Origin of the sequence: Nostoc sp. FACHB-133 (assembly GCF_014698055.1) — a bacterium.
Classification (GTDB): Bacteria; Cyanobacteriota; Cyanobacteriia; order Cyanobacteriales; family Nostocaceae; genus Nostoc.
Genome location: NZ_JACJSH010000044.1, coordinates 47,135 through 60,379, shown reverse-complemented (window position 1 = coordinate 60,379; position 13,245 = coordinate 47,135). Strand labels below are relative to the sequence as shown.

Sequence of the window (13,245 nt, the reverse complement as noted above, 5' to 3'; positions counted from 1 at the left end):
ATACCCTTAAACGGCTGCCCATATACCTGTTACCGTGGTAGATACATTATGTGTATTTACTTATCTTTACACAATTTGGTTTTTTCACCCTGTCCTACTTACAAGATAAAGCGGCAAGAGAAGGCGTTACTTTCACCGTTGTGGGTACTTATGGTTATGCCCCAATGGAACAATTTGGTGGTCGAGCAGTTCCAGCTTCCGACCTCTATGCACTGGGTGCGACTCTGATTCATTTGCTCACTGGGACTTGCCCTTCTGATTTACCCCAGCAGGATTTGCGACTGCAATTTGCAGACCGAGTTAATCTCAGTCCTAGTTTTGTCAGTTGGCTACAAAAGTTGGTAGAACCTGCTCCCGAACAACGATTTACTGATGCCCGCCAAGCGCTAAATGCTCTCAAATCTGGTCTGGCTGTGAAATCTGCAAACAGAAGTCAGCTTTTACCACTAAGAGAAATAATTAACAATTCTGGATGCGGCATAAGTAATCAAAATGAAACAGTTCCAGAGGAAATTCTCGGTTGGAACTGGGGCGCATTTCTCATGCCTTGGTTGTGGATGTGGCCGAATCAGGTATGGTATGGGCTATTCTGTTTTGTACCACATGGTTGGTGGTTAATGGCGATCGCACTCGGTGCTAAAGGCAATGAATGGGCTTGGAAAAGTAGACAGTGGCGCAGTATTGAACAATTCAAAGCCCATCAAAGAGGCTGGGCGATCGCTGGTATTCTCATTGGAGCGCCTATTAGTATTATGCTGTGGGTTCGAGCGATCGCTTTGCTCAAAGCTGCATTTTAGTTGGGAATTGGGAATTGGGAATTGGGAATTGGGAATTGAGAATTGAGAATTGGGTAATAATCAATAGTCTTTCTTCCCCTGCTCCCCCTGCTCCCCTGCTCCCTGCTCCCTTCCCCCTTACCCTTCCCCTCCGCTTCTTTCTAACCGCTCACTTGCGATTCAACTACACCCACGGGACAAGAAACATTTGTCCCTCCTAAACCACAATACCCATTAGGATTTTTTGCCAGATATTGCTGATGGTAGGCTTCTGCGTAATAGAATTCCGGTGCATCTAAGATTTCTGTAGTAATCTTGCCATAACCTGCATCGTTGAGAGCTTGCTGATAAGCTTCCCGTGATGCTTCTGCTAGCTGCTTTTGGCTTTCAGAATATACATAAATTCCCGAACGGTATTGAGTGCCAGCATCATTACCTTGGCGCATCCCTTGGGTAGGATTGTGGCTTTCCCAAAAGACTTTGAGTAGTTCAGAATAACTAATTATTTTGGGATCAAACACCACCAGCACCACTTCATTGTGACCGGTTCGCCCACTACATACCTCTTCATAAGTTGGGTTGGGTGTGAATCCAGCAGCGTAACCCACTGCGGTGGTGTAAACTCCTTTAAGTTGCCAGAATTTGCGTTCTGCACCCCAAAAACAGCCCAAGCCAAAGATTGCCTTCTCTAATCCATCGGGATAAGGAGCTTTTAAAGGATTATTGTTGACATAATGAGCAGCAGGTACTGACATAGACTGCGCCCTTCCTGACAAAGCTTCTTCTGGTGTGGGCATAACTTGCTTTTTGCCAAATCCGAATAGTGCCATTGATTTTGACTCTGATATATATCTTTACCTTATTTCCTATTGTAAAGATTCTTGCGATCGCTTGGGGTTTTCTCTTAGCCCTGATCGGCTTGTATTGACCTTGTGGCGCTAGTTCATGTTATTCATCAATTATGAATACTTTTCAAGAGTAAGTAGTCGTCAGAAGTACTCATGGATAAAATACCAAAAATTGATCGTCAAAGGGAGCATCAAGCGAACGAACGTACTTTTCTAGCTTGGCTACGTACTTCTATTTCATTGATTGGTTTTGGTTTTGCTATTGCGCGATTTGGTATATTTCTGCAACAGCTGAATATTGCTATTACTCAACATGAAACTCCGGTAAATCCATTATCCAACTCGGAAAATTTGGGTGTTGCTTTGGTAGTTTTTGGAATTTTGGCTGTTGCATTAGCCGCGTGGCGATACAACCAAGTTTTCTGGCAAATTGAACGAGCAGATTATAAACCAAATAGGATCATCGTTTGGATAATGACTGGAGTAGTAATTGTTTTGGGGCTTTTCAGTATTCCTTTGCTCTTAAGGCGTGATAAAGTCCTTCCTCGCTCTCCTTTTCCGACTCAACCACAGTCTCGAAATTTCCAAAGATCAACCCCAAACTTCAATCTTAAAAAGGGGACAATTACTACTAAATACAAACAGATATATTACAACAATATTCCCGACTTGTTAAAAAAATTGGGGATATGAGTCTTACTTGGTAGTAGCCTCAGAAATAACCGTTACACAAGCATTGACTAAAGGTAATAACGGCCCTAGTTGCTCTTGTCCATTCACTGCTAAATCGCTGTGACACAAATAAACTCTCTCCGATACGCGAGACAGTAAATCTGTCAAAATCCTCCGCAGTCGTTCTTCTTCTGCCAATTTCTCATCTTCTGCTGTCCAAGGTTCGCCTAACCTGTCTTGCAAAAAAAACGGCGCACCAAATAACGTCGCTGCGCCACCTTTGGCCCAAAGAGGTGAACCAGCATCCAGCCAAAAATGCCAACGGTGCGATCGCCTGCTAGACCGATATTGAAATATAGTTGCTAAGGTGACGGCCTTTCTGGCTCCACCAATAGGGCGCACGGGGTAAGGGTTGGCGGTGATTGTACCACGTCGCAGTAATTGAATAAATTCGATAATAGTTGTGTGAGGCGTTGTCTCAACTGGGGCGATTTGTCGTAACCTGGTGTCAATTTCCCAGTAGTGTTGGGCGGTTTCTAATAATTCGCGCAATGCTGCTAGTTGTTCGTAGGGGAGATTGCTACCATTCCACAAAAAACGCTGAATTGCTCTGTCTAAAAGGGAAATGGGACTGGGAATTAACCGCAGTTCTTGTTGCGATCGCTGCTGTTCTAACCACTCCAATATCTCATTATAGGCTGTAGTAGCCGCATAGCCGATTCTATCCCAGCGCTCGAAGGCTGACACTGGTAGTAAGTTGGGGCGATCGGGATGAGGTACAAAGCAGTAATCTGCAATCAAACCAGCGCGTACCGGATCAATATTTGTAGAGACGCGATTCATCGCGTCTGTAGAGTTTTCTGGTGGTTGTTGTTTCCTGCTCAATACAACTAGCATTTCTGCCACAGCATCCCGATCTACGAGGCGACCCAAGCCGGGATAAACTAGTGCCAGCATGGTGAGTAAAGCGCGAATAACGGGCGAACTAATTAGGGGACGTTGGTCATTGAGCGATTCTACCTGGATGTTTTGTTTGACGAGGATTTCTACTAGAGTATAACGAGCGATCGCATCTAAACCTGGTGCAATAATCGCTACTTCTTCTGCTTGTACTTGCTGCGATTGGATAGCATCAGCAATTACCTCTGCTGTTTGTCGCAATAGTTGAGCGCGGGAGGTTGTTTGAATAGAATGTACAATCTCAGGTAAACTCACCAACACCATTGGTTCTGTGACTAATTCCACTATCTGTTTAGCTTGTTCTCCCAGAGACTCTGGAGGCGGCTCGCTTAAGATTTCTACCCGACAACGCTTTGCTAACCCTTCTAGATATTTGGGATCTGCTCCTAATCCCAATCGCACTGCACCGTCGGGATTGTAGCTAAACGCGCCGATCGCGCCTCGATCTAATAGCAATTCAAACAAAAGACGCGCTACGCTAGGATAATCGTCAACATCATCTGCCAATACTGCTTGATAGCGTTTAGTTAGGTGCTGTTGGTAGTTGCGATCGCTTAATAAATATTGACTATAGAGTTCGGTAATAATGCCATAAGTTAGTAACCCCCTCTCTAAACACCAGTTACGCCAATTAATAAGCAAAGATGCCAAAAATTCCGGCTCTAAAGTTGTAGTATTTTCCCCCAGACCCCTTGTCAAAATCTGGGCAATATCTTCGCAATGTACACCACTGTAAGCAGCTAATTGCAATAAGTCTAAAATGCGACGCACCAAGCGCGACTCATTCACTCCCGCAACTCGTAAAATTTCTTCGTCTAATTGCGAACGCCAGAGTTTGGTTGCTAACTCTTGTTCCGTTTCTGGCCGCAACCTTACCGGAAACTGGGCCTTCAGGTTCAACGAGTTAATTAGCAACGGCCAAAATAAAATAACTTCATCCTGGAAAAAGCCTAGCGGTGTCTTGGCACGCACTGGATATTTCCCTAATGTGGATGTAACAATGATATCTCCCAACTCTCGGCGATTATCATCATTAGCAGCTAAGACTAAAACTCCTGGCTCTGTTTGTTTAAGATATAAAAATTCAGGTATGCGCTCGCCCTTTTTAGGTGCTTCCTTATTAGTATAAAATAATTCGGTATGCTGCTTCTCAGGTTGTACCCAACTACAAAATTGCTCTACCAAGCGAGCCGTCTTACCAGTGCGACTAGTGCCAAAAATCCAAACCGAATGAGAAACCACAAACTTTCTCCTTGTAGATTTGCTAATATACCTCGTGGGTTAACTTAAGGTTAAGAATCACCAAATAATGCTGGATGATTGTTTCCAATGAAAAATTCTGTTTTTAGCCAAAAAATCTATTCTTTTTTACTTGCTGCTTATCGATGGTACTTACAGACTCCTGAACGTTCTTTACATGAAGCTTACGATGCAGCATTAAAGATTAAGGAAATAGAAGATAAGCATTTCAGTGGTAATAAAATAGACATTGGTTCAGCCACGTACAGTAACAGCGTGATGGATTATTTTGAGTCAGACCTCAACAAGCTTTTAAAAATTGCTAAGATGCGGCTGACAGAGTTTAGAGCAAGCCGTTGGTTTCTAAATGAAGAGAATCAAAAAGCTGCTCAGAAAGCAGGTATAGAACATCCCAGTCCTTCTGTGGTTTTGGAAAAGCTAAACTTTATCGATCAAGTTATATCCAAATACACCATAAGTTCCGATCAAATAACTTCTAACGCTTTAGCAGTCAAACCTCCAAATCTACCAATTAACTCTGCCATATCTGACGACAAATTGCTGCTCGTCAATACTCCAACGTTACCACCCAAAATACCAACTCAAGACTCGGAGAAAAAACCAAAACCCAAGGGTAAAGTAGATACAACAGGCGTTCTACCCCGTTCTATTTTAAGTACTATCACTCGTCTGCAAGTCGAATTAGATCCTAATTCTGAAAAAGAAGTAATTCAGAATTTTCGTCAAACTCAAAGAAGAACAATAATATCTATCAGGTTTATTTTACTATTAATTATCATACCACTTTTGACGCATCAGATAGCAAAAGCTTTCGTCGTCGGGCCATCTGTTGAGCATTTTAGAAGTAGCGATCAGATGCAGATATTTATCAACTCAGAAATGGAAGAAGAAGCTCTTGAAAAATTAGAAAGATTTGAAGAAAAGCTCAAGTTTGAAAATCTCATTATAAATGCTCCTCCACTGTCGCCTGAACAGATGGAAGCTAAAATGGCAGATAAGGCTGTAGAGCTTGCTGAAGAATTTCGTCACGAAAGCTCTAATGCGATCAAAAATGTTTTTGCAGATATGTTCTCGGTTGGTGCTTTTATCTGGCTTTTGCTTGTTAGCAAGTCTTCTATTGCTGTAGTCAAAGATTTCTTTGATAATATCGTCTATGGACTTAGTGATAGTGCCAAGGCATTTATCATCATTTTGTTTACTGACATATTTGTAGGTTTCCACTCTCCTCATGGCTGGGAAGTACTTCTAGAAGGTGTATCGCGTCATTGGGGATTACCAGCAAATCGAGATTTTATTTTCTTATTTATTGCTACATTCCCAGTGATTTTAGATACCATTTTCAAATATTGGATATTCCGATATTTGAACCGGATATCGCCTTCGGCAGTTGCGACTTATCGTAATATGAATGAATAAGTTATTGGGAATGGGGCATTGGGCATTGGGCATGGCACAGAGAATGACTAATGACTCTCGCTTTGCGGTTTGGTTTTTGAATTTGAGCGAAGTGGGATAATCTCAAAAATTTTGAATTTTGATGAAAAAGACACTTGCTGAGTTAGGAAAGTTTAGCAAATTTATCGCTATTGGCTTACCTGTGGTTTTGTCGATTTTTCTAGTGCGGATGCAATCTTTGGCGCATCAAGAACTCAGTCCGTCAGAATGTCGGTTGAAAAAGTGGGATATACCAGTTTCCTTGACTGGTGAAAACCAAAATGTACTTCCACAAAAGCAAAAAGCACCATTAATTCAGAGACTACCAATTACTTGTTGTCAAAGTGATACATCTTGCTTGGATGAACTTCTCTATGGAGAAATACCAGACAAAAAGGCGCTATTGAGCGCGATCGCTCGGAGTCTCCAATACTTGGAAACGGCTAATGCTGCAACTGCTTATCAGAACTACCAGGTAACTGGGATTACACGCGATCGCGTCTTCAAAAGCTTGAAAAGATTCCGCGAACTCGTCTTGACAACTAATTCTGCAACAGAATTACATCAAGCCATCGAGCGAGAATTTGTTCTTTACCAGTCAGTCGGTAAAGATAACCAAGGTTCTGTTTTATTCACCGCCTATTATGAACCGATTTACGCAGCCAGTCGCGTCCCTACACCAGAATATCGCTATCCTGTTTATCGATTACCTCCTGATTTAAACTCTTGGCCTAAGCCGCATCCGACACGAGAGGAGTTAGAAGGAGCAGATGGTTTACAAGGCGCAAAAGGGAAATTACGAGGATTAGAGTTGTTTTGGTTTCGCGATCGCCTCGAACCCTATTTAGCTCAAATTCAAGGTTCGGCGCGACTTCAGCTTCCCGATGGGACTCAGACTGCGATCGGCTATGCTGGGAATAATGCTTATAACTACAAAAGCATTGGGCGAGAATTAGCGAATGATGGCAAATTACCGTTAGAAGGGATGACTATGCCAATTATTCTCGACTATTTTCAAAAGCATCCCCAAGAATTAAATATTTATATTCCGCGCGATCGCAGTTTTGTTTTTTTCCAAGAAAATCACGGTGAACCAGCTCAAGGTTCGATCAACGTACCCCTAACAGCAGAGCGTTCCATCGCTACAGATAAATCTCTTATGCCTCCTGGTGCTTTAGCGTTGATTCGCGCTTCTATTCCTTTCGCTAATCCTACCGGAAAACTGGAGGAGCGTATCATTAGCCGCTATGTTCTTGACCAAGATACTGGTGGCGCAATTAAAGGTGCAGGTAGGGTAGATTATTTTTTAGGTACCGGTAAATTAGCAGGCGATCGCGCTGGTGTCACAGTCAGCAATGGACAATTATTTTATCTACTACTCAAGTCCAAGAATTAAACCCACTCGCATTTTCATACTAAGAATCCCGACTTCTCTAAAAAAGCCGGGATTCTTGGCATTAATGAAACGCTTGGGATAATTACGAATTACAAATTACGAATTACGAATTACGAATTACGCTTCTATATCCATATCACCATCATCATCGTCATGATCGTAAGGGATATCATCAAGGTCGATCATTTCTGAAATTTCTTCTACTTCATTTAGATACTCAGATTCTTGATGTTCACGCTCAATTAGACGACCAGTTGACTTTAGCCATTCCAAAAGAATAAATTCATTACTTGTACGAATTACAGGCGCTCGTTGGTTACGAGGTTCTTCACGCAAAGGACTAATAGGCATAAAAAAGACTCACTTTGAATTATGGATCACTGTACAAAAACAAAAAAATTGTACATTTAAGGTTAAAAGGCTCGTTAAGCAAGACTTTTATGAACAAATGAAATACGAACTATTGAGTTTTTTATTCTCTTTGTCCGTCTACTTACTTACCATTAAAATGTCTTTGCGTCAGCCTTAATCATAAATCTTAAAGCGGACACAATCTCACAAAGCATTTGGTACCTTGGCGAGAGTTTCATACATATCAGAGGGTAATGCAGACAATCTGTTCGCTACTGCGACTGCATCAGCTAAGTTGCTAAATTGACACCGGACAATCTCTTGTCCATTTCCAGAAGGAAATCGCTTTCTGGCTTTGTTAGATACAGCACAAATAATCGCTAAAGCTTTGGCGAACCCATCTTTTGTTAAGATTGTTTCTTGAGCGAACCCTTCAACAGGGATAAGACAAACCTCAAACCGATAGCCAGGTCTGGGAGAAACGGCTATATCGATATAAGGTTTATCTTCTTTTCTGATTCTGCGTAAATATTTGGCTGTGGAATTAGTATCGTGCAAATCAGTCCCAAGGGCGTAAGTAAAGAAACAATCTTCTGTGAGAGACTCAGGACGGGTAATTATATCCGTTGGCATAAGTTTAAGTACTATCCGTATGTTATCTGCGTTTGTGACACACTAAACTTGTCCGTTCTTTTTAGCATATTTTTTGAAAGTGAGAGGTATTAGTTTCACGCCAGGTATTGCAATACAGTTCTACTCACTAAAAATTTCAATTTTTGCAATCCTTAAAGACTTTCATCTTTAAAGGATAAATTTGCAATATAAACTGACAAAAAACACCTCCAGAAGCAAAGTTTGTGGAGATTTAGATTCGGAGAGGTGTCTACATAGTCAGTTACATGACCGAAAATATTTCTCAACTATTTTATCATAACATAGTTGACGGTTGAACTTTTTTCAACTATATCTGACCCATAGATGCAAGGTCAACAACAGCATTAAGTTGTATTCAATTCCGATTTTTAGATAATTAAAGACACAGAAGATGAATAGTTAGTGCGATCGCATCATCTCTATCTAAGAATCCGAATAAATTATTTACAGGACTGTTACTGAACCCATTGAGTGGGTTGGCAATAGCTGAGAGAATTAGTGGTATAACATAATCTGCAAAAGTATTCCCATCTTTTACCAGTGGGATACTGTAGCCACTACGTTGCAAACTTACTCAACTTGTAACAAGTATGTCGTAAATTGTAATATACAAGAAAAAGATAACACCTCACAAAACGGTTACTTGGAGGAATAAAATGTTTTCTATAGAACTTGTAACTACGCGTTCAAGTATTGGCTCGCGTTTCTACTGAATTCCCCAGCTTCTAATTGAGGCAAAAGCACTGAGATAGAAAGAGTTTAGGAGAACTATGGCAGTTATGGTTTAAAGCTTGAAACCTAGTTTCTCAAACCACGCATACTTACCTTATTAAACTAAAATTAATATTTTATTAATTTAAATTAATAATAGTTTGTATATAATGTAAGACTTTACTGCGAACTTCATCATTCCATTACAAATAAATGTTCAATCATGTTAAGTTCTAAGTAAGCGTAAAATTTTAGACAACCAACACTCAAGTACACCATAGGAAAATTAGCAAATGTCTAGACAAAGTTCTCACAAGAGAAACTTTTTCAAAGCTTTAACTGGTAGCGCAGTCAAAGGATCTCATAAGTTAAGACTGGGACTGGAATCCAGCTTGATTATTTTGGTGGAATCTGTTCCTTTTTTGATTGCTTGTGCTGTACTTATAAGCGTTATCAGTCTAAAAAGTCCTATCCTGCTCTTTTGTTTACTCGTTGGTAGTTTAATTGCAGTCATCACCCAGCAAATTGGGCAGCAGGTAAATTTACCAAAGCGATCGCTAATATTATTGCAAATTATAGCAGCAGCCATCATCCTGAGTTTTTACTGGTTAGACTGTTTTGCAGGCCCCGCACAAGCACAGTTTTTCGGGGAAGCTGAAAAGTTTTTCAAAAAAACCTTAAGTGATGGTTCAACAACTAATAGTGGTGGTAGCAACACAGCTGTAAGTTTGATATTTAATGTGTTGCGGGCGATTTACTTACTATATATTGCAATCTCCCTGGTTGGTGTGATCAACGCAGTGCGTAAAGATGAAGATTGGCAAAGCATAGCCAGAACTCCCCTATTAGTCGTTGTTGCTGTTACTATTGCTGATGTACTCACACGCTTTGTAATTGGCGATAGCAGTAAATAATTCAGATATTTCAAATGTCTCAAGAGCGGGAACAAGAATTTCGTCCAGTTAATCAGGTTCTGGGAAGCCAACCTTCTCTAGGGCCCATCCCTGCCGATCAAATTCTTCCTTGGACGGTGATTGCCTTAGCCTCCTACTTTATTATCAATGGAATTTTTGGGGGTCTTTTCCAAGAAGAGTTTCAAAAATGGTTGTGGACAGTACTAATGACTGGTTGGGGAATAGGAACCTGGTGGATTTTAACTGGTGGTAGGAGTTGGAGTTTTTTAAGTAAATTTATTGGCGTTCCCGCTTGGACAAGAGGCTTTGCTCGTTATCAAAGCTTACTGGAAGTTAACCATGAAGCAAAAAATCGGAAAACAAAGCGTCGGCATCGCCGGAAACGAAAGTAGATTAACACCATTTGAAGATGCCTTACACTTGGCGACAATGTTACGTGTCGCCTTAAATGGACGCGATATTGGCGCGTACCTTTTGACAAAAGGCACTCAAAAAGATCGGTTTTGCTTTGTTTTTGGTTTTGACTGTAAGGGAATTCATACTACTTTAAGACCCGAACAAATCGATACACTTTTTAATAACATTGAAGCTGGATTAAAAGATATCCCTAGCGGTGAAAGAATGACGCTGCATTTGGGATCTTTTAGTTCCGACAAAGAGCGCCAAAAGGAATTAGCATCACTAATCAAAAATGCGCCATCACGAGATATCAAATACTTGTTGATGGCAGAGAGAGCCAGAGTCAAAGAACTGACTGTTTCTGGTGTTAGAAAACCAAAATTTTTGCGGATTTATGTCACTTACACCATTGAATCTAACTCACAACATGCAGATGATTGGATAGAGAAGCTTTTAGTCAAAGCTGAATCATGGTGGTTGAAATTCAAAGGTGAACTCTCAGAAGTAGAAAATCAGCGCATCGAAACTCTAATCACAAATGCTTACAAGCAGGGTTTTCTGCGCTGGGAACAGATTTTATCTAACCAAATGGGATTGGATATTAAACCTTTGACAGCAGATGAACTATGGAAAGAGGTCTGGAAAAGGTTTAATGATACAGAGGCAATAGAGATTCCTCAGTTGATGACATTAGATGAACAAGGATTGCACGAGCAAGCTAATTCAGATTTAGCTAGTACTAAATTGCTCATAGACAATATCCACGGCACAACTTTGCTAATGGAATCTAGCGTACCTTGTGCCGATCGCCGTTGGGTTAATGTTAACAATCGTTATATTGGCGCACTGTCATTTCTTGAAAAACCCGGAGGTTGGCCAAATAAATCTTCCCAACTGCGCTATTTATGGGAACTGTTGGCCAGAGAAAGAGTTGTAGATACAGAGATTTTTTGTGAATTGACTGCCGCAAATCCAGCAATGGTAAAAACGACTTTGCAACGAGTGCTGAAGCAGTCAAACATGACAACAATCATGGCTCAAGAAAAAAGTAAAACCATTGATGTCAACGCTCAATTAAAGTTGAAGAAATCGGTAGCGGCGCAAGAACAATTATTTGAAGGTGCAGTTCCGATTTATACGAGTATTGCTATTTTGGTACATCGTCCAACAGTCGAAAAATTAGATGAGGCAACAAGGTATATTGAAAACTGTTTTCAACGTCCAGCAAGGGTAATTAGGGAAACTGAATATGCTTGGAAAATTTGGCTGCAAACTCTACCGATAGTTTGGGAAGGTTTATTAGCAACACCATTTAACCGTCGCCAGCTATATCTAACCAGTGAAGTTCCCGGATTAATGCCTTTAGTTTTAACTAAACGGGGTGATAAAGAAGGCTTTGAATTGATTGCCGAAGAAGGCGGAACACCCGTACATTTAGATTTGTTTAATCAACACAAAAATTTAGCTTTGTTTGCGACAACTCGTGCTGGTAAATCGGTATTAGTATCAGGGATTTTAACTCAGGCTTTGGCGCATGGCATTCCTGTAGTGGCGTTAGATTTCCCTAAACCTGATGGTACATCAACTTTTACAGACTATACAGAGTTTATGGAGGGGAATGGAGCCTATTTTGATATTTCCAAACAATCAAATAACTTATTTGAACAGCCAGATTTGCGATCGCTAGAACCAGAACAACAGCGCGATCGCTTTAACGATTATACTGCCTTCCTAGAATCAGCTTTAATGACAATGGTTTTAGGATCGTCTACTGAAAGTCAAATTTTATCGCAAACAGTGCGATCGCTGCTCAATCTAGCTTTAGAAGCCTTCTTTACAGATGAAGGCATCAAAGAGCGATATCGACAGGCGATGATGGCAGGATTCGGCACTCTGGCTTGGCAGAAAACCCCTACCTTAAAAGATTTTCTTTATTTCTGCTCGCCAGAATACTTGCAGCTAGATTCTTTAAGTGGCAGAGTAGAAGACGCTCTGAGTCAAATTCAACTACGCTTGCGGTTTTGGCTCTCTAGCCGAGTGGGACAAGCTATTTCTGCACCATCTAGCTTTCCTACTGATGCACAACTGTTAGTTTTTGCTCTGAGAAACTTATCGGATAGTGAAGATGCAGCCGTACTATCTTTGAGTGCCTATTCAGCAGCATTACGACGGGCATTAAGTAGTCCAGCTTCTATATTCTTTATTGATGAAGCACCAATTTTATTTGAATTCGAGCAAATCTCTGACTTAGTTGGCAGAATTTGTGCCAACGGTGCTAAAGCAGGTATCAGAGTCATCTTATCAGGACAAGATCCTGATACCATTGCCAAATCTAAAGCTGCATCTAAAATTTTGCAAAACTTGACAACACGATTGATTGGAAGGATTCAACCAGTTGCAGTGGATAGTTTTGCAGATATCTTAAAATATCCCCGCAACATTATTTCTCGTAATGCTTCAGAAAGCTTTTTTCCCCGCAAAGAAGGTGTCTATAGCCAATGGCTATTAGATGATAACGGTATTTATACATTCTGTCGTTATTATCCAGGTTATGAACAATTGGCAGCAGTTGCTAATAACCCCTCTGAACAAACTGCCCGCAGTAAAATAATGCAACTCCACAACAATAAATATGAAGCAATTTCTGCCTTTGCACGTCAGTTAGTGGCTACTTTACGTAGTAGTTAATCGTGGAGTTTATCATGAGCAAATACCTGATTAGGGGATGGACATCTCGGTCGCCTGTAAGCAAAGGCAGACAAGATATTCACCCCAAAGATATAGTTACACATTTAACTTAGTTAGGGCGCTCATATTGCCCAACCCACAAGAATTTAATTTTGTTTTGCAACTTTCTTGTAAATCAAATC

Annotated in this window: 10 protein-coding genes and 2 pseudogenes; 7 read left to right on the top strand and 5 right to left on the bottom strand. The window is 40.8% G+C overall.

Annotated elements, in window-relative coordinates; all coding sequences use genetic code 11:
- Positions 1-98 precede the first annotated feature (98 nt).
- A pseudogene (locus H6G86_RS27345) lies at positions 99-797 on the top strand (protein kinase family protein); the annotation flags it as partial.
- A 140-nt stretch (positions 798-937) separates the two neighbouring features.
- On the opposite strand, the gene msrA reads toward H6G86_RS27345, so the two are convergent.
- Positions 938-1,606, bottom strand: coding sequence for a peptide-methionine (S)-S-oxide reductase MsrA (gene msrA / locus H6G86_RS27340; RefSeq protein ID WP_114082883.1), 669 nt, complete (start codon positions 1,604-1,606; stop codon positions 938-940).
- A gap of 171 nt (positions 1,607-1,777) precedes the next feature.
- Here msrA and H6G86_RS27335 point away from each other — a divergent pair.
- Positions 1,778-2,212 (top strand): annotated as a pseudogene (locus tag H6G86_RS27335) (DUF202 domain-containing protein); the annotation flags it as partial.
- Positions 2,213-2,320: 108 nt separating this feature from the next.
- Here the strand turns inward: H6G86_RS27335 and H6G86_RS27330 are convergent.
- Positions 2,321-4,498 (bottom strand): PD-(D/E)XK nuclease family protein, encoded by a 2,178-nt coding sequence (locus tag H6G86_RS27330; RefSeq protein WP_190936945.1) that lies wholly within the window; start codon positions 4,496-4,498, stop codon positions 2,321-2,323.
- Between the two features lie 87 nt (positions 4,499-4,585).
- Here H6G86_RS27330 and H6G86_RS27325 point away from each other — a divergent pair, with 87 nt between their 5' ends.
- Complete coding sequence (locus H6G86_RS27325) at positions 4,586-5,932, top strand: proton extrusion protein PcxA (RefSeq protein ID WP_520449385.1); 1,347 nt, start codon at positions 4,586-4,588, stop codon at positions 5,930-5,932.
- 121 nt (positions 5,933-6,053) lie between these two features.
- Positions 6,054-7,346, top strand: a complete 1,293-nt coding sequence (gene mltA, locus H6G86_RS27320; protein ID WP_190936943.1) for a murein transglycosylase A — start codon at positions 6,054-6,056, stop codon at positions 7,344-7,346.
- 117 nt (positions 7,347-7,463) lie between these two features.
- Here mltA and H6G86_RS27315 read toward each other — a convergent pair whose 3' ends face one another.
- The 3 genes from H6G86_RS27315 to H6G86_RS27305 all read right to left on the bottom strand — a co-directional run bounded on the left by H6G86_RS27315 (position 7,464) and on the right by H6G86_RS27305 (position 8,919).
- Entirely contained in the window at positions 7,464-7,697 is a 234-nt protein-coding gene (locus H6G86_RS27315; protein ID WP_114082879.1) for a DUF3134 domain-containing protein, read from the bottom strand.
- Between the two features lie 204 nt (positions 7,698-7,901).
- Positions 7,902-8,330, bottom strand: coding sequence for a hypothetical protein (locus H6G86_RS27310; protein ID WP_179074149.1), 429 nt, complete (start codon positions 8,328-8,330; stop codon positions 7,902-7,904).
- A gap of 397 nt (positions 8,331-8,727) precedes the next feature.
- Positions 8,728-8,919, bottom strand: coding sequence for a hypothetical protein (locus H6G86_RS27305; RefSeq protein WP_190936942.1), 192 nt, complete (start codon positions 8,917-8,919; stop codon positions 8,728-8,730).
- 436 nt (positions 8,920-9,355) lie between these two features.
- Here H6G86_RS27305 and H6G86_RS27300 point away from each other — a divergent pair, with 436 nt between their 5' ends.
- The 3 genes from H6G86_RS27300 to H6G86_RS27290 are packed head-to-tail and all read left to right on the top strand — an operon-like array spanning position 9,356 to position 13,063.
- Positions 9,356-9,976, top strand: a complete 621-nt coding sequence (locus tag H6G86_RS27300) for a hypothetical protein (RefSeq protein WP_190936941.1) — start codon at positions 9,356-9,358, stop codon at positions 9,974-9,976.
- Positions 9,977-9,990: 14 nt separating this feature from the next.
- Positions 9,991-10,368 carry a hypothetical protein gene (locus H6G86_RS27295; RefSeq protein ID WP_012410598.1) on the top strand — a complete coding sequence of 126 codons (378 nt, stop codon included), beginning with the start codon at positions 9,991-9,993 and terminating at the stop codon, positions 10,366-10,368.
- Positions 10,316-13,063, top strand: coding sequence for a putative type IV secretion/conjugal transfer ATPase (locus H6G86_RS27290; RefSeq protein ID WP_190936940.1), 2,748 nt, complete (start codon positions 10,316-10,318; stop codon positions 13,061-13,063). The genes H6G86_RS27295 and H6G86_RS27290 overlap by 53 nt, the downstream gene beginning before the upstream one ends.
- Positions 13,064-13,245 lie beyond the last annotated feature (182 nt).

Coding starts and splice junctions, on each gene's coding strand:
- msrA (WP_114082883.1), bottom strand. CDS start 1,606: ATGGCACTATTCGGATTTGGCAAAAAGCAAGTTATGCCCACACCAGAA.
- H6G86_RS27325 (WP_520449385.1), top strand. CDS start 4,586: ATGAAAAATTCTGTTTTTAGCCAAAAAATCTATTCTTTTTTACTTGCT.
- mltA (WP_190936943.1), top strand. CDS start 6,054: ATGAAAAAGACACTTGCTGAGTTAGGAAAGTTTAGCAAATTTATCGCT.
- H6G86_RS27315 (WP_114082879.1), bottom strand. CDS start 7,697: ATGCCTATTAGTCCTTTGCGTGAAGAACCTCGTAACCAACGAGCGCCT.
- H6G86_RS27310 (WP_179074149.1), bottom strand. CDS start 8,330: ATGCCAACGGATATAATTACCCGTCCTGAGTCTCTCACAGAAGATTGT.
- H6G86_RS27300 (WP_190936941.1), top strand. CDS start 9,356: ATGTCTAGACAAAGTTCTCACAAGAGAAACTTTTTCAAAGCTTTAACT.
- H6G86_RS27295 (WP_012410598.1), top strand. CDS start 9,991: ATGTCTCAAGAGCGGGAACAAGAATTTCGTCCAGTTAATCAGGTTCTG.
- H6G86_RS27290 (WP_190936940.1), top strand. CDS start 10,316: ATGAAGCAAAAAATCGGAAAACAAAGCGTCGGCATCGCCGGAAACGAA.